Origin of the sequence: Subtercola endophyticus (assembly GCF_021044565.1) — a bacterium.
GTDB classification, from domain to species: Bacteria; Actinomycetota; Actinomycetes; order Actinomycetales; family Microbacteriaceae; genus Subtercola; species Subtercola endophyticus.
On the sequence record NZ_CP087997.1, the window covers coordinates 3,779,569 to 3,803,663 of the forward strand.

23 protein-coding genes and 1 pseudogene are annotated in these 24,095 nt (G+C 64.1%); 14 read left to right on the forward strand and 10 right to left on the reverse strand.

The window, feature by feature from the left end; genetic code table 11:
* Positions 1-195: 195 nt before the first annotated feature.
* Both LQ955_RS17490 and LQ955_RS17495 read left to right on the forward strand, forming a co-directional pair.
* Positions 196-984, forward strand: coding sequence for an HpcH/HpaI aldolase family protein (locus LQ955_RS17490; RefSeq protein ID WP_231025757.1), 789 nt, complete (start codon positions 196-198; stop codon positions 982-984).
* On the forward strand, positions 981-1,946 hold the full coding sequence (locus LQ955_RS17495) for a cyclase family protein (protein WP_231025758.1): 966 nt from the start codon (positions 981-983) through the stop codon (positions 1,944-1,946). Before LQ955_RS17490 ends, LQ955_RS17495 begins: the two co-directional genes overlap by 4 nt.
* Positions 1,947-2,026: 80 nt before the next feature.
* Here the strand turns inward: LQ955_RS17495 and LQ955_RS17500 are convergent, their stop codons facing one another.
* A complete protein-coding gene (locus tag LQ955_RS17500) occupies positions 2,027-5,251 on the reverse strand; it encodes an MBG domain-containing protein (protein ID WP_304961251.1) in 3,225 nt (1,074 codons plus the stop codon).
* An 87-nt stretch (positions 5,252-5,338) separates the two neighbouring features.
* Positions 5,339-5,935 carry a TetR/AcrR family transcriptional regulator gene (locus LQ955_RS17505; RefSeq protein ID WP_231025759.1) on the reverse strand — a complete coding sequence of 199 codons (597 nt, stop codon included), beginning with the start codon at positions 5,933-5,935 and terminating at the stop codon, positions 5,339-5,341.
* A gap of 105 nt (positions 5,936-6,040) precedes the next feature.
* Between LQ955_RS17505 and LQ955_RS17510 the strand changes: the two genes are divergently transcribed.
* From LQ955_RS17510 to LQ955_RS17520, 3 genes are all read left to right on the forward strand, one after another.
* Positions 6,041-7,285: an MFS transporter gene (locus LQ955_RS17510; RefSeq protein ID WP_231025760.1), complete on the forward strand. Its 1,245-nt coding sequence runs from the start codon at positions 6,041-6,043 to the stop codon at positions 7,283-7,285.
* Complete coding sequence (locus LQ955_RS17515) at positions 7,282-8,064, forward strand: aldo/keto reductase (protein ID WP_231025761.1); 783 nt, start codon at positions 7,282-7,284, stop codon at positions 8,062-8,064. Before LQ955_RS17510 ends, LQ955_RS17515 begins: the two co-directional genes overlap by 4 nt.
* Before the next feature lie 61 nt (positions 8,065-8,125).
* On the forward strand, positions 8,126-9,100 hold the full coding sequence (locus LQ955_RS17520; protein WP_231025762.1) for an aldo/keto reductase: 975 nt from the start codon (positions 8,126-8,128) through the stop codon (positions 9,098-9,100).
* Between the two features lies 1 nt (position 9,101).
* Here the strand turns inward: LQ955_RS17520 and LQ955_RS17525 are convergent, their stop codons facing one another.
* Together LQ955_RS17525 and LQ955_RS17530 are read right to left on the reverse strand one after the other, a co-directional pair.
* On the reverse strand, positions 9,102-9,938 hold the full coding sequence (locus LQ955_RS17525) for an aldo/keto reductase (protein WP_231025763.1): 837 nt from the start codon (positions 9,936-9,938) through the stop codon (positions 9,102-9,104).
* 1 nt (position 9,939) lies between these two features.
* Positions 9,940-10,335: a putative quinol monooxygenase gene (locus tag LQ955_RS17530; RefSeq protein ID WP_231025764.1), complete on the reverse strand. Its 396-nt coding sequence runs from the start codon at positions 10,333-10,335 to the stop codon at positions 9,940-9,942.
* Positions 10,336-10,560: 225 nt separating this feature from the next.
* On the opposite strand from LQ955_RS17530, the gene LQ955_RS17535 reads away from it, so the two are divergent.
* The 5 genes from LQ955_RS17535 to LQ955_RS17555 are packed head-to-tail and all read left to right on the forward strand — an operon-like array spanning position 10,561 to position 15,182.
* A complete protein-coding gene (locus LQ955_RS17535; protein WP_231025765.1) occupies positions 10,561-11,712 on the forward strand; it encodes a sugar ABC transporter substrate-binding protein in 1,152 nt (383 codons plus the stop codon).
* Positions 11,713-11,765: 53 nt separating this feature from the next.
* Positions 11,766-13,283, forward strand: coding sequence for a sugar ABC transporter ATP-binding protein (locus LQ955_RS17540; protein WP_231025766.1), 1,518 nt, complete (start codon positions 11,766-11,768; stop codon positions 13,281-13,283).
* 43 nt (positions 13,284-13,326) lie between these two features.
* On the forward strand, positions 13,327-14,367 hold the full coding sequence (locus LQ955_RS17545; RefSeq protein ID WP_231025767.1) for an ABC transporter permease: 1,041 nt from the start codon (positions 13,327-13,329) through the stop codon (positions 14,365-14,367).
* A gap of 43 nt (positions 14,368-14,410) precedes the next feature.
* Positions 14,411-14,797: a putative quinol monooxygenase gene (locus LQ955_RS17550; protein ID WP_231025768.1), complete on the forward strand. Its 387-nt coding sequence runs from the start codon at positions 14,411-14,413 to the stop codon at positions 14,795-14,797.
* A gap of 19 nt (positions 14,798-14,816) precedes the next feature.
* Positions 14,817-15,182 (forward strand): putative quinol monooxygenase, encoded by a 366-nt coding sequence (locus LQ955_RS17555; RefSeq protein WP_231025769.1) that lies wholly within the window; start codon positions 14,817-14,819, stop codon positions 15,180-15,182.
* A gap of 35 nt (positions 15,183-15,217) precedes the next feature.
* Here LQ955_RS17555 and LQ955_RS17560 read toward each other — a convergent pair whose 3' ends face one another.
* The 6 genes from LQ955_RS17560 to LQ955_RS17585 all read right to left on the reverse strand — a co-directional run bounded on the left by LQ955_RS17560 (position 15,218) and on the right by LQ955_RS17585 (position 20,610).
* On the reverse strand, positions 15,218-16,156 hold the full coding sequence (locus LQ955_RS17560) for a LysR family transcriptional regulator (protein ID WP_231025770.1): 939 nt from the start codon (positions 16,154-16,156) through the stop codon (positions 15,218-15,220).
* Positions 16,157-16,208: 52 nt separating this feature from the next.
* A complete protein-coding gene (locus LQ955_RS17565; RefSeq protein WP_231025771.1) occupies positions 16,209-17,594 on the reverse strand; it encodes an NAD-dependent succinate-semialdehyde dehydrogenase in 1,386 nt (461 codons plus the stop codon).
* Positions 17,591-18,550 carry a fumarylacetoacetate hydrolase family protein gene (locus tag LQ955_RS17570; RefSeq protein WP_231025772.1) on the reverse strand — a complete coding sequence of 320 codons (960 nt, stop codon included), beginning with the start codon at positions 18,548-18,550 and terminating at the stop codon, positions 17,591-17,593. The genes LQ955_RS17565 and LQ955_RS17570 overlap by 4 nt, the downstream gene beginning before the upstream one ends.
* Before the next feature lie 2 nt (positions 18,551-18,552).
* Positions 18,553-18,846, reverse strand: a complete 294-nt coding sequence (locus LQ955_RS17575; protein ID WP_231025773.1) for a putative quinol monooxygenase — start codon at positions 18,844-18,846, stop codon at positions 18,553-18,555.
* 132 nt (positions 18,847-18,978) lie between these two features.
* On the reverse strand, positions 18,979-19,461 hold the full coding sequence (locus LQ955_RS17580) for an RpiB/LacA/LacB family sugar-phosphate isomerase (protein WP_231025774.1): 483 nt from the start codon (positions 19,459-19,461) through the stop codon (positions 18,979-18,981).
* A gap of 15 nt (positions 19,462-19,476) precedes the next feature.
* On the reverse strand, positions 19,477-20,610 hold the full coding sequence (locus LQ955_RS17585) for a VOC family protein (protein ID WP_231025775.1): 1,134 nt from the start codon (positions 20,608-20,610) through the stop codon (positions 19,477-19,479).
* On the opposite strand from LQ955_RS17585, the gene LQ955_RS17590 reads away from it, so the two are divergent.
* The 4 genes and pseudogenes from LQ955_RS17590 (at position 20,594) to LQ955_RS17605 (ending at position 24,095) form a co-directional block, all read left to right on the forward strand.
* On the forward strand, positions 20,594-21,481 hold the full coding sequence (locus tag LQ955_RS17590; protein WP_231025776.1) for a LysR family transcriptional regulator: 888 nt from the start codon (positions 20,594-20,596) through the stop codon (positions 21,479-21,481). The two genes, LQ955_RS17585 and LQ955_RS17590, sit on opposite strands and share 17 nt — an antisense overlap.
* Before the next feature lie 127 nt (positions 21,482-21,608).
* Positions 21,609-22,736, forward strand: a pseudogene (locus LQ955_RS17595) (FAD-dependent monooxygenase); the annotation flags it as partial.
* Positions 22,737-22,801: 65 nt separating this feature from the next.
* The gene (locus tag LQ955_RS17600) at positions 22,802-23,284 is read left to right on the forward strand and encodes a cupin domain-containing protein (protein WP_231025778.1); all 483 of its coding nucleotides are present in this window, start codon (positions 22,802-22,804) and stop codon (positions 23,282-23,284) included.
* A 16-nt stretch (positions 23,285-23,300) separates the two neighbouring features.
* Entirely contained in the window at positions 23,301-24,095 is a 795-nt protein-coding gene (locus LQ955_RS17605) for an SDR family NAD(P)-dependent oxidoreductase (RefSeq protein ID WP_231025779.1), read from the forward strand.

A 24,095-nucleotide genomic window follows, 5' to 3' on the forward strand; every position in this document is an offset into this window, starting at 1 on the left:
GTCGAGAGGCAATCGAGACAAATGACCGATGTTCGAACGCCAGGAGTTTGTGAGTCTGGACGTATCGCGATTGCGCACAGGAGCGCTTTCGGCGATGCGATCAGAGTACGCAATTCCGCTTAAGGAGATAACGCCGTGTCCAACATTCATCGTCGAATCAGAACAAAATTGGAGTCGGGCGGTAACGCGTTCGGAGTGACGATTCAGTTACCCAGCGCCGACGCGGTCGAGCTGGTGGGGCTCACTGGTTACGACTTCGCCTGGATCGACGCAGAGCACGGGACTCTCGATCTCAGCGACATCAACGCGCTCATTCGTGCGGCCGACGCGGTCGACATCGACGCGATCGTGCGCGTGCCCGACCACAACCCCTCGTTCATCCAGCGCGTCTTAGACGCGGGCGCCACCGGCATCATGGCTCCGCACATCCGTACGCTCGAGGATGCTCGGGCCATCGTTGCAGCCGCGAAATTTTCGCCCGAAGGAATCCGGGGCGCCTGCCCGTCGACGCGTGGCGTTGGTCACCTGGCGCTCGATTGGAAGAAGACGTACCGCACAGCCAACGACGATGTTCTCGTGTTCGGCCTGATCGAAGACATCGAAGGCGTCGAGAACGTCGAATCGATTGCGAAGGAGTCCGGCCTCGACGGGCTGGTCTTCGGGCCGTTCGACCTCTCGATGGCACTGGGACTCGAGGGCGATGTGGCGCATCCGCAGATCGAGGCGATGCACACTCGCGTCATCGAGGCCGCCCGTGATGCGGGAATCCAGTACATCGCCATTCCGAGCTGGGAGTTCGGGGGATACGAAAAGCTCATCGCCAACGGGGTGCGCATGTTCAACGTCACCGGAGATCGCGGCGCCCTGTACATGTCGTTCATGGGTGCGCTGGCCGAATCCCGCGCCAAGATCGCCGAACAGACCACCATCGCCGAGCAGCCGAAGGCCGCAGAGCAGACCGACCTGGTAGGAGCAAACCGATGACCATCTCGACACCTGTGACCACACCCACCCAAGACGAGGTCATCGGCTACATCGACTCGTTGTCGAACTGGGGCCGATGGGGCGAAGACGACCGTCTCGGCACCCTCAACCTGATCACCCCCGAGGCCCGAATCCGCGCTGCGCAACTCGTAAAAGACGGTACGGTCGTTTCTCTGTCTCGCAACATCGATCCCGACGACGCCGATCCGCTGGGCACGGGGTTGGCTGTCGTGCAGCGGTTCATGGGAATCGGCGAAGCCGAGCACCACATGGGCAAGGGAACGGTGCGCTTCGACGGCGTCACCGAATACGTCGGCATCGCCGCGCACGGATCGAACACGCACCTCGACGGGCTCGCGCACTATTCGTGGGACGGCAAGAACTACAACGGTTTCGGTGCCGATCAGATCACGTCGATCGGGGGCTCGAAAGCGCTCTCGGTGCATCACGCGAGCGACGGCATCGTGACGCGGGGCGTGCTGCTCGACATCCCTGCTCTGCACGGGGTGCCGTGGCTGCAGCCGAGCCATGCGATCACGCCCGAAGAGCTGCTTGCCGCGGAAGAACGCCAGGGCGTCACGGTCGGTTCCGGCGATGCGCTTCTCGTGCACACCGGTCACGCCGCGCGTACGTACGCTGAGGGCCCGAACTCGCCCCGTAATCCGAATCAGCCGGGCTTGCAGGCGGCGTGCCTCCCGTTTCTGCGTGAGCGAGATGTCGCTGTGATCGGCGGCGATGCGATTCAGGATGTTCAGCCCTCGGGCTACGGACTCGACATGTTGCGCCCCATCCACACCGTCGGCCTCGTCGCGCTCGGTCTGTGGCTGATCGACAACATGGAGCTCACTGATCTCGCGGCGAAAGTCACAGAGACCGGCCGGTCGGAGTTCTTCTTCGCCATGCTGCCGTGGCGCATGGTCGGGGTGACCTCGAGCGCGACGAACCCCATCGCCCTCTTCTAATCTGAACGCCACACCCCGCCCCCTCCACACCCAGCCCCCTCCACAGGCCGGTCGTGGAGCGGGCGGGGTGTGGCGTTTTGCTAGGGCGTACGGCGTCGACGAGCGCGGGTGAACACGACTGCGCTGGTTCCGAACGCCGCAGCGCTCAGGGCGAGAAGCAGGAGCGAGAGCGGGGGAGCGGTACGACCGGTAGCCGCGAGAGACTGCGCGTGGCCGCCGAGCGATGAGGTGCCGTCGGAGCCCGCTGTTACGTCGGCAGGCGGTGAGCCTCCGCCAGACGCGCCGCTGCCCGATCCGCTACCGCCGGCCGCCGCGCCGCCACCCGGGTCGCCCGGCGCGGTCGTGCCCGCGGCATCCTGAACCGTCAGCGTGCCGGCCACGTAGTACGGCGCGTAGTCGGGGTTCGAAAACCCTGAGCAGGTTGTGGCATCGGGGTAGGTGCCGGCAGGGGTTGCGGGGGTGGCGTCGACGGTGCAGGTCACGGTGAGGCCGAGCGATTCGGGAGTGTCGCTGCCGATGAAGGGGGAGTACTCCGGCGTGATCGTTGGTGGCGCGGATCCTTGCTCCATCGAGACATCGGGCGCCAGAACCTCGATCGGCGTCGGCGTGACCGTCACGAAGGTGGCCGCTGAGAACACGCGCCCCTCGGAGGGCGTGTCGCCCGTCGCGTTGTAGACCAGTGCCTTATAGAAGGTGCGATCGATGCTTACGCGCGCGTGCACCACGTACTGCGACGACTGCGCGAGCGGAATGGCCGTGTAGGTCACGTCGTCACGCGAGGAGTACCACTGGTAGCGCACCTCGGGGTTGCCGGAGGCGGTCACGCGCAGAGTTCGCTGCTCACCCGACTCGATCGAGAGCCGGCCGCCGAATGAATCGACAGCGGGCGCGTACTTCTCGACCGCAATGGTCTGTGAAACGCGCTCGGCGGGTGGGTACAACCCCGATCCGGCCTGGTCTGCGTACACCGTGCAGGTGCCTGCGAAGGGGGTAGAGACGTCAGACGCGAACGACACCAGGCCGTCGGGCGCCACCGTGCACCAGGAGGCGCTCGACGCGTCGGCCTGGAACACGACAGGTTGACCGGATGCTCCTCCCGTCGCCTCGGCGCTGTAGACGTCGCCCACATGTGCCAGGTCAGGGGCGTCGCTCGTGAACGTGATCACCTGCGCGGCAGCCGCAACCACGAGCGTGCCCGGTCGGTAGTCGATGTCGTAGTGCGGCGAGCTCTGGCCGGTGCAGGTTATCGCGTAACGTCCGGCGGGGAGGTCGGGACCGGCTGCCAGTGATGTCGAGCACAACAGGGTGCCCTGCAGGGAGCCGGGCCCGTCGCCGAGCCGGAAGCCTTCGTCGCCCGCGCCGTAACTCGCGGTGAACTCGGGCGCCTCCGTGCCGAATGCCATCGTCTTGTCGTCGGCCGTCACGACGAGCCGCGCCTTCGTCACGGTGAGTACCGCGATGTTCGACTGGGTCGTGCCGTGCCCGTTCGAAAAGAGCACCCGAAACCGTGTGCCCGACGGCGTATCTGCCGGGGGCTGATAGCTGCCTGCGGTGGCGCCCGGAATGTCGGTGAAGGGGGTGTTCGTGTCGGCCGACACCTGCCACTGCGAGGCCGGATCCGGATTCGAGACGGCGGCCGCGCGCAGAACGGGCGGTTGGTCTCCGTAGACGATGGTGGCCGACTGCGGCTGGGCGACGACCACCGGCATCGTGATTGCTTCGACCGTCTGGTCGAGCGGCGAACTCGTGCTCGGCTGAAAGATCTCGGTGCGCGAGGTGAAGCCGCTGAAGGCCGCCGTCACCTGGTAGACGGTCGGTGCGAGATAGGGGTAGGCCACCGTGGCGAATCCGTTGACCACGGATGCCGTGCCGAGCGGAATGACCGTCGACGGGCTGAACTGCGGTCGCGCGGTGAAGGTGACGGTGCCACCGTTCGGGTGCTCCGCCCTGGTGTCTCGGACTTCGGCGGTGAACGTCACTGTGTCGCCACGCAGCGCCGGATTCGGTGTCGACGATAACAGGGTTGCGGTGGCCGAGGTGAAGAACGGCGTCACCGTGTGGGTCGCCGATGCCGAACTCGCCTGGAACACCGCCTCGCTCGTATCGACACCGCTGTAGGTCGCGGTCAGCGTCGTGTCGCCGACCGGAAGTGTATCGAGGGCGAAGCTCGCGGTGCCGGCGGCCACCGTGGCGCTGAGCACGGCGCGGCCCGGAATCTGCAGCTGCACGGTGCCGCCCGTGGCCGGTGCTCCGCTTGTGCTCTGCACGTGCACGGTGGCGGTGAGGTCGTCGGAAGGCAGGCTCGGGTCGGGAGACACGCTCACCGTGGTCACCGTCGGGTAGATCGGCGCGACCACCACAGACGCGGCGCCGGCGTCGGTCGAACCGTTGAGCAGGGTGCCGGAGGGATGGTCGGGGGTGGGTGCCGCGGTCGGGATGTACGGGGGCAGGTAGTTGGATCCGCCTCCGCCCCCGCCCGAACCGCCGTTCTGGCCGCCGCCCCCTCCGCCCCCGCCGTAGAACCCCGATCCACCCGATCCGCCGACCGTGAACGTGCCCACCAGTCGCGCGTTGCCGGCGGCGCCCCCGGTGAGGTAGCTGCCCGCGCCGCCGGGGGTGCCCGGATCGCCAACCGCACGATGGCCCGCGGCGCCCCCGTTGCCGCCGCTCGTTGCCGTGCCGGCGCTGCCGCCCGCGCCGTCTTGGCGGTCGTTGTCTCCGCCGTCGGCGCCGTTCTGGCCCGCGGCCCCTCCCGCGCCGCCGTGGCTGTCTCCGTTGAAATCGCCGCCGCCTCCGCCCCCGCCGCCACCACCCGCAACGGCAAGCAGGGCCGACGTCGGGAATTCAGACGCCGGATGCGCGCCCCCCGGGCAGTACGGAGACGGATCGATGTTCGACACGAACGATCCGCGCCCACCGAGACTCTGGCCCGCCGGCTCCCCCTCAGAGGTGGCCATCAACGCCGACGCCGCAGCGAGCCACAACTGCTGGCCGGGCTGCACCGGCACCACCGCCTGCACGATTCCGGCGTCGCCGCCCGTGCCGCCCGCAGCCGAAAACGCGTGACCCGCGGCCCCCTTCTGCCCGACGACCGTCATGCGCACGAACGTCACCCCGGCGGGCACCGTGATCGTCGAGCTGGCGCAGGCGGCGGTCGAAGTCGGGTCGGCTGGCGAGCTCGGCTCAGCAGCATCCGCTCGCACCGCGGGCAGCGACGCGAGCAGACCCACGGCGAGCGTCACCGAGAACGCGAGGGTCAGCGCACGGGCGCGGCGGCCGGCACGAACGGCGGCGGTTCTGGGCATGGTTCATCGTCGCAGACTCTGGGCTGCGGCGCCTTCGCAATACGGGCTGACGAGCGTGCGGTGAAACCAATCAGCACGCAACCGCGTTTACGGGCGTGGTGTCGGGGCGAGGGCGCGCCGGGCCAGCTCGACGAGATGAGCGCGGTACTGGGCGCGTAGTTCGTCGTTCACCTCGGTGCCCATCACCATCTGGGTGATCTGGGGTGCCGCGACGAACCAGCTGACCAGGCTGATGAGGCTCATGACCACGAAGCGGGGGTCGAGTGTGCTGTCGATCGCGCCGACCGCCTGGGCGTCTGCAACGGCTTTCACCTTGTCGGCGTAGTGCTCGGTGCGGGCAGCGCGGTGGGGAATGGCGTCGAAGGAGAAATGCGCGGTCTCGTGCTGCACGAGCTGCAGCACGTCGGGATTCGCGACCATGAAGTCGAAAAGGTCGCCGATATAGTCGCCCACTCGCTCGGGATGCAGTTCGACGGCCTCGGCAAGGTCGGTGAGCCGTTGCTGAAGAACTTTGGCGAACAGTTCTTCTTTGTTGCCGAAGTAGCTGTAGATGAGGGACTTGTTGGCTTCGGCCGCTTCGGCAATACGATCCACCCGTGCGCCGGCGATTCCCTCTGCGGCGAATTCCGCGACCGCGGCGTCGAAAATGCGTTGGGTGGTTTTTGTTCTGTCGTACGGTGGCACGGTCACCATCCTCTCAGCGCTGGGGAATTTCTCGACCAATCGGGAACAAATCTACTCGGATCTGATTATAACTAACGAGTTGTTTTTAATTGTAGGGTGGATGGTATGAGTGAACTAGCGGCTGACCAGGGCTGGACGAGAAGACTTCTTGTTCTCTCCATAACCGCAGCGGTGGCAGTGAGCGTGATCTACCTGCCGCAATCGCTGTTGACGAACCTCGCGGCGAATCTGGGTGTGCCGACAAGTCTCGCAAGCGTCGTCGCGACGACCGTGCAGGTCGGGTATGCGCTCGGCATTCTGCTGCTCGTGCCCCTCGCCGACCGCGTGCATCCTCGGCGCCAGGTGACAGTGCAGTCGATCATCCTCGCTGCTGCGCTCGTCGCCTCAGCGCTGATGCCCGAGGTCGTGAGTGTCGCCATCGGGTTCTTGATCGTCGGCCTCGTGGCCAACATTGCACAGGTCATCATTCCCGCGGCAGGCAGGCTCTCGCCTGCATCGCGCAAAGGGGCGACGACGGGCACGCTTGTCGGTGCTCTACTGATCGGCATCTTCGGCGGCCGAATCGTCGCCAGCCTTCTTGTCGGGGCCATCGGCTGGCGCTGGGTGATTATCATCTTCGCGGCCCTCGTGCTCGTTATGCTCCCCTTTGCACGACGGGCACTGGATGCCCCGCTCCCGCTCGAGGGAGCGCCTCGCAGCTACGGCCGACTGCTTCTGTCGACGCTGGCACTCGCTCGGCGCAGTCCGACGCTCGTTCAGTCGGCGATCATGCAGTTCTTCGTCTTCGCTACCTTCAACTCGATCTGGACCGTCATGGTCTTGCATCTCACGGCCGCTCCGTTCGGGTGGAGCGTTCTGGCCGCGGGCCTCTTCGGTCTCGTTGGTCTTGCGGCCGGCATCGTCACCCCGTTCAGCGGTCGTTTCATCGACCGGTTCGGCGCGCTTCCGGTAGCCGGCGGGTTTCTCGCACTGATGCTCGTCAGCGTCGTGCTGACGATCTTCGATTCGAGCAACATCATCTTCTTCGCTATCACCGTGTTCTTCGCGACGTGGGCGAATCAGTCGATTCAGTCGGCGAACCAGAGCCGGGTGCTGCAGACGAATCCCGGCGCTTCGGCGCAGGCCAACACTCTGTTCATGTTCTTCGTGTTCCTCGGTGGTTCCGTCGGCGCGCTGCTCGGCCCGATCGCGTTCGCTGCCGGCGGTATGACACGGGTCGCCGAACAGGGAACCGTCTTCGTGCTGATCGCCGCTCTCACCTGGATGATCACGACCCTCGTGTCACGACGCGGGGCGCGCACGAGCCAGGAGCCGATGAACGGCCAGAATAAGAAGGGCGCAACCGCATGACCTCGACAACGACCCCGATCATGCTGAACTCCGGTGCAGCGATGCCGCCGATCGGCTTCGGCTGCTGGCAGGTCGGTCGCGCCGCGATCGCCGAAGCAGCACGGGCCGGCTACCGGGCCTTCGACACCGCAACGTTCTACGGCAACGAGAAACAGGTCGGCCAGGCGATCGGTGACGCGGGCCTGGCCCGCGCAGATGTCTTCGTGACCACAAAAGTGTGGCGCAATGACATGGGGTACGCGGGCACGCTGAAGGCCTACGACACCTCGCGGCGCCTTCTTGGTGTGGAGTCGGTCGACCTCTACCTCATCCACTGGCCGCAACCCGACGACAAGCTCGTCACCGAGACCTGGCGTGCGATGGAGCACCTGCTCGATCGGGGTGAGGTGAAATCGATCGGAGTCTCGAATTTCGAGGAATCCGATCTCGACCTGCTCGCGCGGCACTCCGACGTCGTTCCGGCTGTCAATCAGATAGAACTGCATCCACTGCGCCAGCGAAAGCGGCTCGTCGCCGCCAATACGGCCCGCGGAATCGTCACGACGGCATGGTCACCGCTCGGCCAGGGCGGCCCCGTTCTGCGCAACCCGGAGCTGAAGAGTGTTGCCGCCGCCCACGGCGTCAGCGTCGCGCAGGTCGTGCTGCGGTGGATGCTGCAGAAGCAGATCGTCACCATTCCCCGCTCGGGCAATGCCGAACGCATTGCCCAGAACATCGATCTCGACGGCTTCGAGCTGTCGCCCGCCGAGGTCGCCCGCATCGACGCCCTTGCGAACTGAAGCTCCACTGCACGCGAGAGTCTCACCCCACCCCGCCTCATCCCTCACGAAAGGACTCACCATGAGCACCACGCCCACAACCGCGACACGAGCACGTATCGGCACTTCAGACCTCGAGGTATTCCCGCTGGCCCTCGGCGCGAACACCTTCGGGTGGACGTCGGACGCCGCGTCGTCAGAGCTCGTGCTGAATGCGTTCGTCGAAGGCGGAGGCAACTTCATCGATACCGCCGACAGCTACTCTGCCTGGGTACCGGGCAACACGGGCGGGGAATCTGAGAGCATCATCGGCACTTGGATGACCGGCAGAGGCAACCGCTCCGATGTTGTCATCGGCACCAAGGTGAGCCAGCACCCCAGCTTCAAGGGTCTCTCCGCGGCCAACATCGCCCGGGCATCCGATGCCTCGCTGAAGCGTCTCGGCACCGACTACATCGACCTGTACTACGCCCACTTCGACGACGAAACCGTGCCGCTGACCGAAACTGTCGAAGCGTTCAACGCTCTCGTGGTCGCCGGTAAGGTTCGATTCGTCGGTCTCTCGAACTACAGCGCCGCCCGAGTCGCCGAATGGATCACGATTGCCGAGTTGCGCGGCTACGCTCTGCCGGTGGCGTTGCAGCCGCACTACAACCTCGTACACCGTCGACAGTTCGAGGGAGAACTCGCTTCGGTCAGTGCCAGCCATGAACTCGGCGTCGTTCCGTATTTCTCCCTCGCCAGCGGTTTTCTGACGGGAAAGTACCGCACGCGTGACGACTTCGCCGGCACCGCTCGCGAGAAAATGGTCGGCCCGTATTTCAGCGACGAGGGACTTGCTGTCGTCGACACGCTCGCGCAGATCGCCGCGGCACACGACGTGGCGATGAGTTCGGTCGCCCTCGCCTGGCTACGCAGCCAGCCACAGGTGGTTGCCCCGATCGCCAGCGCGCGCACGCTCGAACAGCTGCCTGATCTGATGGCATCGGCGACCCTCGGTCTGAGCGACGCCGAACTCGTTCAGCTCGACACCGTTTCGGCGCGAGTGCCGGCGTGAGTCAGACGCGAGCGCGAAGGTCGAAGAGGCCACCGGCGTAAGGCCGATTGAGGTCGTCGATACGAACCAGCTCGTCGGCCGCGAGTTCGAATCCGTCGAGGTCGATGTTCTGCGAGATTCGGCTCGGCGTGTTCGATCGGGGCACCGCGATCAGGTGCGACTGCCTCATCCAGCGCAGCACGACTTGCGCGACGGTCACCCCGTGTGTTGCCGCGATCTGCAGCAGTGTCGGGTCTGTGAGCACCTCGTTCCGAAAGAACGATCCGTTGCCCCCCAGCGGTGACCAGGCAGAAGTGGCGATTCCGCGCGCCGCGTTCACAGAGACCAGATCCGGCCGCTGCTGTAAGGGGTGAAGCAAGATCTGGTTCACGGCCGGCGTGACGTCGAAGTGCGAAGCCAACAGATCGAGATCGGATTCTTCGAAGTTCGAGACCCCGATGGAGTTCACTTTGCCTTGTTCGAGCAGCTTTTCCATCGCCTTCCAGGTCTCGGTGGTCATGCGTTCGTCCCATTGCGGCCAGTGAATGAGGTAGAGGTCGATGACATCGACACCGAGATGGGTGCGCGAGGTCTCCCAGGCAGAAAACGTGCCTTCATACGACATGTCGGGGCGCGCGATCTTGGTGGTCAGAAACATCTCGGCCGGGTTCATGCCCGCCTCCAGGATGCCCGCAGCGACCTCGGCCTCGTTGAAGTAGAAGGTCGCTGTATCGAACGCGCGGTACCCGGCGCGTGCCGCCGCCGCCACACCCTCGCGGCCGACTTCCCAGGTTCCGAAGCCGAGGAGCGGCATCCGCTCGCCGGAGTTCAGCGTGACCTCGGCACCGTGATCTGCCATCTCAGCCCGCCCAGACAACCGCGTGAAGCCGGATGGATTCGTCTTTCGGCACGAATGCTCGGTGCTCGAGACTCATGACGTATTCCGACTGGTGATAGAACTCGTACGTCACCTCGAGGCCAGGAAGCATCTCGGGTGTGAACAGTTTCTCTGGATTCGCCTCGAAGTACGCGATGCGGCTGCGGTGATGGCTGTCGTAGATTTCGGCTGACTCCCACAGCTCGGTGATGACCACGACGTCGGGTCGCCCCGGCGCCTGCAGAGTCTCGTAAAAGAGGCAACCAGGCTCCTCGCGCGAGCGCTCGGCGGTCTCGATGAGATCGGTGATGAAGGCGTCGCGCGGGCCGACGAATTTCGTCAGGTCGAACGTGACGATAACTCTGATGTGATGTGCCATCAATCTCCATTGCTCGAAAGGCTCACGCTGCTGTGAGTTCACTCTATGTGCCGTGAACCACGCGAAAACAGCCGCTCACACCGATACCTACCATCAGAAAAAAGAACCATCGCGTTTTTGCGCCCGATGGTCTACTGATAACGCGTTAGCAGGAAAGCTAACCGAAATTATCGGCAACGGAGCCAGTTCACTGCGGTTCCGGCCACCTCACAGCGGGAGACCAGAGTGAAAACAAGAAAGATCTTGACGATTGCCAGCGCGACGATAGCAGCGGCGCTTCTCGTCACCGGATGCGGCACCACCTCGACATCGTCGAGCACAGCGTCGACGGGCCCGACTTCGGCCGAGGCCAAGGCGGCGTTGGCAACCGCCTACGCAGGCCAACTCGGAACGTTCCCCACCGAACCCGTGTCGGTGACCCCGGGAATCAACCTGTTCATCATGTCGTGCGGGCAGTCCCAGCCCGGCTGTGCGCTTCCGACGGCCGCGATGGAGGAGGCGGGTAAGGCCATCGGATGGAACGTGACCGTCGTCGACGGGCAACTCAACCCGACGGGCTTCGCCACGGCCATCGGACAGGCGGTCAGCGGTGGAGCGAACGTGTTGATTCCTGTGGGCATCAACTGCAGCAGCGCGCAGCAGGCGTTCATCGCGGCGAAGGCCGCGGGAGTGATCGTCGTCGGCGGCGGTGGATCGGATGACTGCGTTGCGCCAGACGGCCAGCCGGTGTGGACGTCTGAACTCATCGCGTTGCCAGACACCACGCTGAAGCAGTATTGGGAGCTACAAGGCAGGTTGCAGGCCGACTATCTCATCGGCGCTACCAACGGTACGGCGCAGGTGCTCTCGTTGAACTTCACTGACGAAGGCTGGGGAAAGTGGATCACCGACGCGTTCACGAAAGAACTCGCGACGTGCTCCGGGTGCTCGATCGTGTCGACCCTCGACTTGTCGAACAATGATTTCGGGTCGGGAACAGCGGCACAGAAGTTCTCGACTGCACTTCTCGGCGCGCCGTCTGCGACGGCCATCCAAGTGCCCGTCGACGGGTGGATGCCCGGGGGACTCGCCGCAGCGGTCGTGCAGTCCGGTCGGCAGGGCAGCCTGACCGTGATCGGAACGAATGGTGGCGCCGGCAACTACGATCTGATCCGCTCGGACAAGGGCCAGACGGCGACAATCGGCGTGCCGACCGATCGATCATCGTGGGCCTCGGTCGACACCGCCGCGCGGGTCGTCGCGAAGCAGCAGATCGTGCCGGAAGGGTTGGGAGTCCAGGCCGTAGACGCCACCCACAACCTGCCGCCCGAGGGTGAGAGCTACGAGGGTGTCACCGACTTCAAAGCGCTCTACCTCAAGCTCTGGGGCAAGGGCTGACCAGTCGAAACCCGGAAGGGGCGGCCGCCACTGTGCCGGCCGCCCCTTCGCGGGTGTCTCAGCTCGCACTAGACCTGCACGACCTGACCAAGCACTTCGGCGGTACACGAGCACTTGAAGGGGCCGAGCTGACGGTTCGACCCGGAACGGTGCATGCGCTTCTCGGCGGCAATGGATCGGGCAAGAGCACGTTGATCAAGATTCTCGCCGGAGTGTATGAGGCGGATGCGGGCTCACTGAGCATTTTCGGTCAGACCCATGCCCTTTCGGCGTACCGACCGGCCACGGCCCACGCCGCAGGTCTTCGGTTTGTGCACCAGGATGTCGGGCTGTTCGACGAGCTGTCGGTTGCCGAGAACTTTGCGCTCGATGCCGGATACCCGACCGGCCGGTTCGGTGGCGTGAAATGGAAGGCACTGAACGAACACGTTCGAGGGGTGCTGGCTGAGTACGAACTCGATCTCGACCCGACGACATCTATTCATGCGCTGTCGGCCGCCGACAGAATCATGGTGGCAATTGCCAGAGCGCTTCAGGATGCCTCGGGGGACCGACTGATTCTTGTTCTCGACGAGCCGACCGCCAGCCTTCCCGAGCACGAGTCCACTCTCTTACTGAACCGCATCAGGAGGCTCGCCGATGCAGGTCAGACGATCATCATCGTCAGCCACCGGCTGAACGAGATTCGGGCCGTCGCAACGGATTACACCGTGCTGCGAGACGGCACGACGGCCGGCACTCTGGTCGACGCGCATCCCTCTGACGACACCTTGATCACGATGATGGCCGGTCGGTCGCTCACCGCATTGCGCCCGCAGCCCGCCCCGCAGGCAGCCACCGAGCAATTGGTCAGGCTGCAAGGCATCTGGGTGGGTCCGCTGCGCGGAATCAACCTCACCGTCGACGTCGGGGAGATCGTCGGAATAGCCGGGCTCTCCGGCTCCGGCCGCTCGACGATTCTGCGAACCCTCTTCGGGCAGATACGTGCCGATTCGGGTGAAATCTTTTATAAAGGAGTGCCCTTCAGACCCGCCCGCATCGAGGCGGCCGTACGAAGCGGCATCGCCCTCGTTCCAGAGGATCGCGGCCGGGAGGCGGCGTTCGCCGACTTGGACGTCATCGACAACCTCTCTGTCAGTGTGTTGCGGCGGTATTGGCGCCGTCGTGGCATGGCTAACGGGCGAGCGCGTCGAGACGCTCTGGCGCTCATTCAGGAGTTCGGAGTCAAGGTTCGGGGCCCCGAGGCGATGTTCTCGTCGATGTCGGGCGGCAATCAACAGAAGGTCATTCTGGCTCGCTGGATGCAGCGAAATCCTGACCTGCTGCTTCTCGACGAGCCCACTCAGGGAGTAGACGTGATGTCTCGAGCCGACATCTATGCGTCGATCCGACAGGCCGCTCAGACCGGATGCTCGGTCATGATCGCGTCATCAGACGTCAATGAACTCAACGCGCTCTGCGATCGAGTGCTGGTGCTGCGAGACGGCGTGGTGGGCGACGTGCTGAGGGCCGGGCGCATGGACCCAGAAGAGATCTCGGCCCTGATCATCAAGCAACCCGTCACTCCATGACAACCGACTCACCACTTACCACGTACCGGGCAGGGAAAATCCAATGAACGATGTGAAAGAAATGCCGACCTCGACCGCTGAGGTCTCGAAGCCAGAATCGCCCGCCTCCGCCGGGCGGCGACCGCAGAGATCGTTCGTGATCTTCGCTGAGCGGTATGCGCTGTTGATTCTCACGCTGCTGCTCGTCGTCTTCTTCTCCGTCATTCCGGCGACCCACGGCTTGTTCGCAACCGTGGCCAACCTGAATGTCGTTCTGGGCAGCCAGACCGTCTACGCGCTCATCGCGATCGCGGCACTCTTTCCGCTTCTCTGTGGGTATTTCGACTTCTCTGTGGGCACCGTATCGGCGGTCTCGACGACGCTCGCCGCGGGTCTCATGTCGAAGAACGACGTTCCGCTCGGGCTGGCGATCGTCATCAGCTTGGTCGTCGGAGTCGGAATCGGCTTTGTGAACGGCCTCTTCGTCGTGCGATTCAAGCTCAACCCCTTCGTCAGCACTCTCGGCATGGCCACCCTGCTGGGCGGGGGCATTCAGTGGTACACAGGCGGCGCGACGATTTTTTCGGGAATCGCACCCGCTCTCACCGACTTCGGGGCGGCTACGCTCTTCGGAATTCCGGTGGTGGTCTACGCCGTCGCCGTGGTGGCGCTCGTTGCCTGGTATGTCACCCGGCAGACGCCCTTCGGCCGTTCGCTTTATGCCATCGGGTCGAATCCGACGTCAGCCACGCTCGTCGGTCTGCGAGTGACCCGCAACGTCTGGGCGACGTTCATGATCTCTGGTGGCGTTGCCGCCTTCTCGGGCATCATTCTGCTCGCTCGAACGGGCAGTGCGACGGCAGACAGCGGAATCAGTCTTCTCTTCCCCGCTCTTGCGGCCGTATTCTTGGGCACGACCGCCATCAATCCGGGCTTCTTCAATGTGTGGGGAACGATCATCGGCGCTCTGTTCGTGGCCGTGGCGGTGAGTGGTCTTACGCTCAGCGGCGCGCAGAGCTGGGTCTCGCCCGTCTTCAACGGGGCGGCCCTCTTAGCAGCGGTCGGTCTGTCGTCGTACCTGCGCAAGAGACGACTGGCCGGATGATGAGTTCAATGGAACGACCGCGGTACATAGATAGAGGAGTGAGATGACTGAACCACGAGTGCGAGTCTTCGTGTTCGTCGACCTGTCTGAGGTGGAGGGGGGCGCAGCAGACGCCTTTCTGCAGAACTCGCTGACCCAGAACGCGGCACTGCTCGCGCAACGAAGAGGGTGCCTCGAATACGAGACGTTCCAATCGCTCACCGAGCCTCGTCACCTGCATGTCACGGAGCTCTGGGAGTCCGTGGCGGCGTACGACGAGCATTGGGCTGCCCAGCAAGCCGAATTCGCCGAGCGCAAAGGTTTGCCGCCGCGGATAGAGGGCATTCGCGTCAGTTTCGAGTTTTACCAGCAACAACTGATGCAGTACACGGGAGAGCACTGGGTGAGTGTCGACGATTCACGTCGTTCGAACTCGATCTGGTGGCCGTGAGCGAGAGAAGAGAGAAACAATGACTGATCAGATCAGGGTGTTGGTGGCCGTTGACTTGCGCGACGTCGATGCTGCCGTTGCCGAGCAGATGACGGCCCAGGTCAGCGACGCCAACCGAGAACGTTCGCACCGTGCAGGGTGCCTGCAGTACGAAACGTATCGGTCGGCCAGCAATGCCGATCACGTTCACATCGTCGAGCTGTGGGAGTCGATGGAGGCCTTCGACGCTCACTGGAGAGTGCAGAGCGCGAGCACCACGCCCGAACCTCCAGCGGGCATCCGTATCGAGACCGAATTCTACAAACGACAGGTCATGGAGAGCTCTGCAGGGCACTGGCAGTCGATCGATCCCCAGGGGCGTTCCGCGATCATCCGGTGGCCGTGACTGACGTACGCAGCGCCTGGCCCGAAAGGGCGTGGCTAGGCGCTGAGTTCGTCGCCGTTGGGGAACTCGACGATCTCTGCTGCCTCGCGCAATACGCCCACAAGCCATTTCAGGGCAGGATCGGCTGACTTCGAGGGGTGCCAATGTGCTGCCTCGACGAGGGTGGCCGGCGACAGCGGTGTGTCGACGATGGCCAGGTTGAGCAGGTCGAGATACCGCAGGGCGAGGCGCTCGGGTACATAGGCGATGAGGTCGGTACCGCTGACCATGAAGGGAACCAGCAAGAACCCCTGAACGCTGACGGCGACCCGCACGGTGAGGCCTGCACCAGACATCATCTCGTCGACGTGCGTGAGGGTGCTCTCGCCGAAGTTGCTGATGACGTGACTGAGCTCCGAAAGGTCGTCGAGAGTAAAGGCACCGCCGCGGATGCGCGGATTGTTGGCACTCGCGATACAGACGAATCGATCGGTGAAGAGCGAGCTGCGCGTGCCCGGAACGCCTCGGCCGGTGCCGACGATGATGAGATCCCGGCGCAACAGATCGTTCGTACTGACCACCTGCGTGGTCGGCAGCGCCTCGAATTCGACACTTGTGCCGGGCGCCTGTTCGGCTAGCAGCGAGAACAGGGGCCGGGTGATCTCTGAGAGCACGTAATCCGACGATGAGATCAGGAATCGCCGCGTGCTCGAGAGCGGGTCGAAGGTCGGCAGCACGTCGAGCGTACGCTCGATTTCGATCATCGCTTCGTGCACGATCTCCTGCATCGCTGCGGCCTTCGGAGTGAGCTCGTAACTGCGGCCGACGCGCACCAACAACGCATCGTCGAACTGTTGGCGCAGACGTGCGAGAGCACCGCTCACTGCGGGTTGCGTCATTCCGATTCGGTCACCGGCGCGCGTGAGATTGCGGTCGATGAGAATGGCGTCGAGCACAACGATCAAGTTCGCGTCGACACGCTTCAGGTCGGTCACGTACCAGTCCTCATCGTTGAACTCCTGGCGCCGATTCTAGCGGAACCGGCCCTCACGACGGCATGGCGCCGGCCCACACCGCCCGCACGTTCATGAATTCGTGAATACCCTCGATCGAGAGTTCGCGGCCGTAGCCTGAAAGCTTGACGCCGCCAAAGGGCAGCCGCGGGTCTGACACGACGACGCTGTTGACAAAGAGCGCCCCCGAGTGGATTCCGCGCCCGAGATCGAGCCCAGCCTGCATATCGGCTGTCCATATGCTGGCGGCCAGACCGTACGGAGTATCGTCGGCGAGCTCGATGGCGTGGGCCGCAGAATTGGCCCGCACCAGGGCGAGCACCGGACCGAAGGTCTCTTCTCTGAAGACGGGCATGTCGGGGGTCACGTCGGCGAGCACGGTCGGAGCGTAATAGTTGCCCTCGCCTTCGAGCCGGTATCCGCCGGTCAGCACTCGAGCGCCCATTGCGACCGATTCATCGACTTGTCTCGCGATGTCGTCGACGAACCCCTTCTTGGCCAGCGGGCCGAACTGGGTGGCGTTGTCGAGGGGGTCACCGATTCGCAGCGACTCGACGGCCGGTACGATCATCCGTTCGAAATCGTCGATGACCGCGCCTTCGACGATGAACCGTTTGGCGCACAGGCAGCTCTGGCCGGTGTTGACGAAGCGAGCGCGTACGGCCAGCGGGATGATCGCCTCGACATCGGCGTCGGCCAGAATCACGAACGGGTCTGAGCCGCCGAGCTCGAGCACGGTCTTCTTGAGGGCACGGCCGGCCGCTTCGGCTACCGATGCGCCGGCGGCTTCGCTGCCGGTCAGGGTCACGGCTGCTATCCGATCGTCGGCGATCAGCTCGTTCACCATCGAATGTTCGCCCAGGACGAGGGTCGTGAAGAGGTGGGCCGGAAAGCCGGCGCGCTCGAAGAGGCTCTGCAGTGCGAGCGCGGCGCCCGTGACGTTCGAGGCGTGCTTCAAGAGCCCGCCGTTGCCGGCGAGCAGCGCGGGCGCGGCGAAGCGTACGACTTGCCAGTAGGGAAAGTTCCAGGGCATCACGGCGAGTATGACGCCGATCGGCTCATAAGCGACGAACGAGCGCACGGCCTCGGTCGAGACCTCTTTCGGTGAGAGGAATTCGTCGGCGTGGTCTGCGTAGTAGTCGCACGTCACCGCACACTTGAGTACTTCGCCGCGAGCTTCGGTGATGGGTTTGCCCATCTCCCGGCTGATCACCGTGGCGTGATCGTCGACCTCGTCGCGGAGGAGACGGGCCGCGACACGCAGCCGGTCGGCCCGACTCGCGATGGTGGTGTCTCGCCATTGCCTTTGAGCGGCCACAGACTGATCGAGCAGGCCGTCGAGGTCGTGCCGGGCGAGCGTCGGGTACGAACGGATGACCGAACCGGTGCTCGGATCGACGGTGGTGATGGTTGCGCTCACGCGATGTCCTCTGGTTTGCGGCGCCGGGCGGCCGGCACGGCGACCCCCGTGCTCGACTGCGGTGTTATGCGGTTCGTGATGGTACCCAGGCCCTCGACGGTCATGCTCACGACGTCTCCGACTTTCAGCGGCCGAGGGCTCTGAGTGCCGGTACGCCCCCACAGCTCGGCGAGTGCGCCGCCGCCGCAGGTTCCCGTTGCAAGCACGTCGCCGGCACCGACCAAGGCTCCACGCGACGCGTGTGAGACGAGCTCTTCGAACGACCAGCCCATATTCGCGAGGCTGTCGCTGCCGATGACGGTGCCGTTCACGGAGACGCTCATCGCGAGGTTCAGGCGATCGTTCGAGCGAAAAGAATCGAGCTCGTCGGCGCTCGTGATCCACGGGCCCATCGTGTTCGCGAAGTCTTTGCCTTTCGAAGGCCCCAGATTCACTTGCATCTCACGCCGCTGAATGTCTCGCGCCGACCAGTCGTTGAAGATGGCATAGCCGACGATGTGCTCACGGGCCTGTTCGGGCGTGACATCCCGCGCCGCCTTTCCGATGATGGCCGCCACTTCGAGTTCGAAATCGAGTGCCTTCGTGAGCGGCGGCATCGGAATGTCGTCGTTGGGCCCAGTGAGTGACCACGGGTTCATGAACAGAAACGCCGGCGCTTCATACCAGGCATCGGCGACTCCGGCCTGACCGGAGACGCTCTTCGACACACCGACGACGTGCTCCTCGAATGCGACAAAGTCTCGCATCGCGCGCGGCTGGATGGTCGGCAGCAGCCGCACGTCGGCCAGCGGTGCACGGTGTTGCCTTCCGGCAGTGGCCTCGGCGAAGTCGCGCTCCTCTTTCGGTAGGGCGAGGATGGCGAGGGGGTCAGTGCCGTCGGGGAGCGAGTGCAGGTGCCCGTGCCTGACGATGCCGACGTGCTCGAATCCGTTGTGTTCGTAGCGTGCGATCTTCATGGCTAGACGTCGAGGGTCTCGTAGATCTCCCGTACGCGCGATTCGAGCTCGGGAATGGCCTTGCCGAGTGCGTGCTCGATGAAATGGTCGTAGGTCGCGTGCGCTGCGAAGGCATCGGCATCTTTGTAGACCTCGAAGATGCGAAAGACGTTCGGCACGGCCGGGTCGACGTAGGACTGATAGTAGATGTTGCCTGGCTCGGTGCGGGTGGCGGGGGAGAGCTGAGCGATTGCTTCACTCACGATCTCCTCGCTTCCTGGCTTCACGGTCCAGATTGCGTTGCAGACGAATGCCATGATGCTTCCTTTCAAAGAAGACGACGTTGTTCCTACGGAAACTTCATTCAGGTTATGGGTGGGATCGTGGGCTGGTGCATTGCGAGACTGCATGGCTGCTATTGGCGATCGCTCGTGGCGCGCAGCCGGGAATCAGGCGATCGCCCAGCCCTCGATGGTGCCGGCCGACTCGTACTCGGCCGTGTAGATGATGCGGCGCACATCGTCTGCGTCGACGAGAAAAGGGCTGCTCAGAAAGGCTTCGACGATGGCCGTCGAGAGAGCGGAATTCGTGAGCTCGACGCCGATGGCGAGCACGTTGGCGTCGGCATGGGCGCGGGCCAGAATCGCGGTTTCGGGGCTGGTGGCGAGCACGGCCCGCACTCCAGCCACTTTGTTCGCCACGATCGCCTCGCCTGCGCCGGTTGCACCGACGACAACTCCGCGCACGTCGATGCCGCGGTCTTCGTCTTCGACGACGGCCTGCGCACAGGCAATGGCGTACGCGGGGTAGTCGTCACCGTGGTCGAAGGTCTCGGCGCCGTGGTAGACGACGTCGCCTTCGCGCTCGAGGCGCTCGATGAGCGAGTGGGCGAAAGCGAAGCCGGCCGAATCGGCCGAGAGATGAATGCGCACGATATTTCTCCTGGCTCAGACGGGCGGCGCTACGAAAAGACCGGCATCGACATCGTTGAATGATTCGCGGGCGACGTACTCATTCATCTCGTTCGCGGTGCCCCACTGGTCTTGGGTGTGAACGTTGTCGACGTCGAGAATGCTCGGATGCCACGCATCTTCATCTTCGATCGTGGCGAGTTCTGTCGTGTACTCGATGGTGTTGCCCTGCGGGTCGATGAAATACGCAAAGGTATTGTCGCCGGCATTGTGGCGACCCGGCCCCCACACCATGCGGGCTCCGGAACGGAGGATCTTGCCGGTGCCGCGCATCCATTCTTCGATGCCCCGCATTTCGAACGAAGCGTGGTGCAACGACGCGTGCGGACCCCGTGCGATGGCGAACGAATGATGGTGATCGTTGCAGCGCATGAAGTACATCAGATCGCCCATGGTCTTGCTGTTCAAGGTGTCTGACAGCGCGAATGCCAGTCTCTCCTCGTAAAAGGTGCGTGTGGCTTCGGGATTGGTGGAGTTCACGACCACGTGCGACAGGCGTACCGGAACGGGTTCGCGCGCTTCGATCTTGCGATGCGGCCGAACCGCGACGTCGGAGGAGATCTCGATGGTGCGGCCGTCGATGTCGAAGAATCGAAAGCCATAACCGCCGCCCGGCTGGCTGAGGGCTCGTGGCTCGTGAACGATCTGCACGCCCGCCTCTGCCAGGTTTGCAGCGAGACGATCGACGTCGCTCGCGCTGGCTGCGCCGAACGAGATCAGGTCGATGCGCTTCGTGCCCTTGCGAATTCGCAGAATGTACTGTTCAGGCGAACCCTCGGCTGCGAGGTACACCGTATCGTCGCTGCGAGAGACCTCGGTCAGGCCCCAGTGACGGGTGAAGAAGTCGACCTCTCGCTCGAGTTCGGGCACCGCCAGGGCCAGATAACGCAGATGGGTGATGAGACGTTCGGTCATGTAGTGCTCCTCGGTAGCCGGTCTGCTCCTCTGCAGACCCGCCGCTTCGAAACTAGGCGTGCAGCGTCGCGGCGAAAAATCTGCGTTTCGCATACCAGCCATGCCGATCGAGTTCGTCGGGCCGCCCGGAGTGCGCATCAGCGGTGGATAAGATGTCGCCCGAGGCAAAGGAGCGTCAATGAATCTCGCAAGCAAAGACCTCAATCTGCTCGTGGCACTGCGGGCGCTTCTCGAAGAGGCGAACGTGACTCGCGCTGGTGATCGGCTTCAGGTCGGGCAGTCGGCGATGAGCGTTTCGCTTTCGCGGCTACGACTGCAGTACAACGATGAACTGCTCGTGCGTGTCGGCAGGGACTACGAATTGACCCCGCTCGCCAGACTGTTGCTGCCCCAGGTTCAGCGCACCGTGCCGTTGATCGAGCAGGCCCTGGGCAGTGAAGGGCCGTTCGACGCGGCCAACTCGAGGCGCACTTTCGTCATTCAGCTCACCGACTACGCCGCACTCGAGTTGCGCGACTTGTTCAACCGGGTGCTTGCCGCCGCGCCAGGGGTGCGTATCGACATACTGCCGCTGCCCGAGCAGCCGACCTCCAGCGAGAAAGAGTTGCTGAAGAACGACTTCATCGCTGCCGTTCCCGGCATCGGCATCGATGGCGACAGTGCGGTGTTGTTCACCGATCACTACACCTGTCTCGTCGACCGTAACAACCCTGCCCTCGTCGACGGAAAGCTCTCGTGGGAGGCCTTCACGGCTCTTCCGCAGGTGGTCTGCGACTTCGGCCAGGCACATCACACCCCGGCCGATCGTCGTCTGCGCGAGCTGGGGTTCGCGCGTCAGCCCCGCGTCACGACGACGAGTTTCGTCACGGTTCCCTCGATCGTCTCGGGTACAGACCTCGTCGGTGTGATTCCGCGCCGTCTCGCCGATCGGCTCGGTGCTTCGACCGGCACGGTCGGAGTGGATGCCCCCTTCGGGGCGGTCGAGATCATCGAGACGCTGTGGTGGCACCCCAGCAAGTCGCACGATCTCGGTCACAAATGGTTCCGTGAAACGCTGCAAGGGTGAGATACCCGCGCTGATCCACGGGTATGCGAAGAGCGCATAGTTGCCATCGTAGAAATCCGGTTCCGCCGATACTCCGCCTCCCCTAGCGTCGTTCCAGCAGCAGAGTCGTGCAGAAGCGGAATGGAGACGGCCAACGATGCCCGTGAAAAAAGTACTCGTCATTGGCGGGGGAGTGACCGGAACGGTCGCTGCGGCGGCACTCGCCCAACGGGGAGTCGAGGTGACCCTCATCGAGATCTACCCGCGCTGGTCGCGCGCCGGGCACGGCATCACCGTTCACGGCAACGCCCTGCTCGCCCTTCAGAGCATCGGCGTCGCCGAGGCGGTCATCTCGCGTGGGGTGCCGTTCAACAACATCGTGATCGGCGATGCGGGCGGCGCAATTGTCGCCGTCGTGCCGACACCGCACACAGGCGGGGCCGCTCTGCCGGCAACCCTCGGAACCCTCCGTTCCGACCTTCAGGCGGTGCTCGTCGAGCGGATCGACGAGCTGGGTGTCGACGTTCGGCTCGGTACGACGGCGACCTCGTTCACTGACACGGGTGATGCCGTGGAAGTGCAGTTCTCGACGGGCGACCGTGATTCGTACGATCTCGTCGTCGCGGCGGATGGCATCAAGTCGAGCACCCGCGAGTATCTCGGCATTCCGGAGCGACAGGCTCCGAGCGGCATGGGTATTTGGCGATTCGTCACCGCTCGCACGCCAGAGATGTCGTCGTCTGCCGTGTACTACGGTGGTCCGCACTTCAAGGCCGGGTACGCACCGATCTCCGAAACCGAGTGTTATGCCTATGTGCTGACCGATCCGCAACTCGTGGTCGGCGAGCGCACTGACACCGAAATGCTCAGCGAACTGCTGGCGTCGTACCACGGTGTGTGGGACCACGTCAGATCGGGCGTCGATGCTGACACGTTCGTCAACTACCAGCCGATCGAATGGCTGAACGTCGAAGGCCCGTGGCATCGCGGCAGAGTCATTGCCATCGGCGACGCCGTGCACGCCTGCCCTCCGCTCATCGCTCAGGGCGCTGCGATGTGTGCGGAAGACGCGGTGCTGCTCGCCGAATACGTCACCCGTGACGGCGACATCGACGTGCTTCTCGCCGAGTTCGAGGCCCGACGCAAACCGCGTGTGAAGACGGTGGTCGACAGCTCGATGAAGATGGTCGACTGGGAGCTGCATCCCGATCTGCCGGACTCAGACGCGCCGGGGCTCATGGCGTCGTCGCTGCAGCTGATATCGGCGCCGGCGTGAGCGCGCTGCCCGAGGGCACGATTCCGCGTCGGGTCGTGACTGGGCATGACTCCGAAGGCGTGTCGGTGGTTCTATCAGACGGGCCCGTGCCGGTTCACCGAGTGATGCCGCAAGACGGCGTCGGATTCTATGAGATCTGGCAGACCGATGTCATGCCGGCGCCGATCGACCCGATCGAAACGTCAGAACCCACCGAGCGGTCGCTCACGGTACCCCCCGGTGCCAACGGAACAAAGATTCGCATCAACGAATTCTTTCCCGGGCACGTCGGCGAGAACAATCTTCAGTCGCCCGTACACCGCACGGAGTCGATCGACTACGGAATCGTGCTCGAGGGGGAGATCGTGCTCGCCCTCGACGAGAGTGAGGTCACTCTTCGCGCCGGCGATGTGGTCATCCAACGGGGCACCGTGCACGCCTGGGCCAACCGAACCGACCGCGTCGCCCGGGTGGCATTTATTCTCATCGACGGCGCCTTTCAGAGCGAACTGCTCGAATTGCTCCCAGGGGTACGCGACGGGGTCATGCGCAATGGCCCCCACGACTGAGAGCCGGCATCACGTCATGAACCAACCGATTTCACTTCCCGGGCTGACCGGCAAGATCGTCGTGATCACCGGCGCGGCAGGAGGGCAGGGTGCAGCAGAGGCCCTTGTGCTGGCAGCGAGCGGTGCACACGTCATTGCCACCGACGTCGCCGAGGAGGCGCCCTCTTCGTTGCAGCATCGCTCGGCCGGCCTCGCTGGCACCATCGACTACCTCCGGCTCGACGTCGTGAGCGAGGGCGACTGGGCCCTGCTCGCGGCCGGCTTAGGTCGCGTGGACGGCTTGGTGAACAACGCAGGTGTGCCGTTCCGCGCGAGATTGGGTGAGATCGACCTCGCGGACTGGAATCGCGTGCTCGCAATCAACCTGACCGGACCGATGCTGGGCATCCAGGCTCTGTCGCCGCTGATGACGCGTGGTGCATCCATCGTCAACGTGGGATCGTCGGCCGCGCTGACCCCGCACCATACCGTCGCGTACACCGCAAGCAAGTGGGGTCTGCGCGGCCTGAGCGCCGTTGCGACGACCGAGTTCGGTCATCGCGGCATCCGCACCAACATCGTGCACCCCGGTTACATCGAGACGCCGATGATGGCGAACGCTTCGACGGCGATGACGGCAGCGCAGCTCGCCCTCACTCCACTCGAACGCACGGGGGAGCCCGAAGAGGTCGCAGCAGTGGTCGCCTTTCTGCTCTCGGATGCGGCGTCATACGTTTCGGGCGCAGAGATTCCGATCGACGGCGGCTACACCTCATCGAGGGGAATCAAATACATGTCAGACACGATCGCTGCGGCGACCGCACAGAAGTAA

Coding starts and splice junctions, on each gene's coding strand:
- LQ955_RS17495 (WP_231025758.1), top strand. CDS start 981: ATGACCATCTCGACACCTGTGACCACACCCACCCAAGACGAGGTCATC.
- LQ955_RS17500 (WP_304961251.1), bottom strand. CDS start 5,251: ATGCCCAGAACCGCCGCCGTTCGTGCCGGCCGCCGCGCCCGTGCGCTG.
- LQ955_RS17510 (WP_231025760.1), top strand. CDS start 6,041: ATGAGTGAACTAGCGGCTGACCAGGGCTGGACGAGAAGACTTCTTGTT.
- LQ955_RS17515 (WP_231025761.1), top strand. CDS start 7,282: ATGACCTCGACAACGACCCCGATCATGCTGAACTCCGGTGCAGCGATG.
- LQ955_RS17520 (WP_231025762.1), top strand. CDS start 8,126: ATGAGCACCACGCCCACAACCGCGACACGAGCACGTATCGGCACTTCA.
- LQ955_RS17525 (WP_231025763.1), bottom strand. CDS start 9,938: ATGGCAGATCACGGTGCCGAGGTCACGCTGAACTCCGGCGAGCGGATG.
- LQ955_RS17530 (WP_231025764.1), bottom strand. CDS start 10,335: ATGGCACATCACATCAGAGTTATCGTCACGTTCGACCTGACGAAATTC.
- LQ955_RS17545 (WP_231025767.1), top strand. CDS start 13,327: ATGAACGATGTGAAAGAAATGCCGACCTCGACCGCTGAGGTCTCGAAG.
- LQ955_RS17550 (WP_231025768.1), top strand. CDS start 14,411: ATGACTGAACCACGAGTGCGAGTCTTCGTGTTCGTCGACCTGTCTGAG.
- LQ955_RS17555 (WP_231025769.1), top strand. CDS start 14,817: ATGACTGATCAGATCAGGGTGTTGGTGGCCGTTGACTTGCGCGACGTC.
- LQ955_RS17570 (WP_231025772.1), bottom strand. CDS start 18,550: ATGAAGATCGCACGCTACGAACACAACGGATTCGAGCACGTCGGCATC.
- LQ955_RS17575 (WP_231025773.1), bottom strand. CDS start 18,846: ATGGCATTCGTCTGCAACGCAATCTGGACCGTGAAGCCAGGAAGCGAG.
- LQ955_RS17590 (WP_231025776.1), top strand. CDS start 20,594: ATGAATCTCGCAAGCAAAGACCTCAATCTGCTCGTGGCACTGCGGGCG.
- LQ955_RS17605 (WP_231025779.1), top strand. CDS start 23,301: ATGAACCAACCGATTTCACTTCCCGGGCTGACCGGCAAGATCGTCGTG.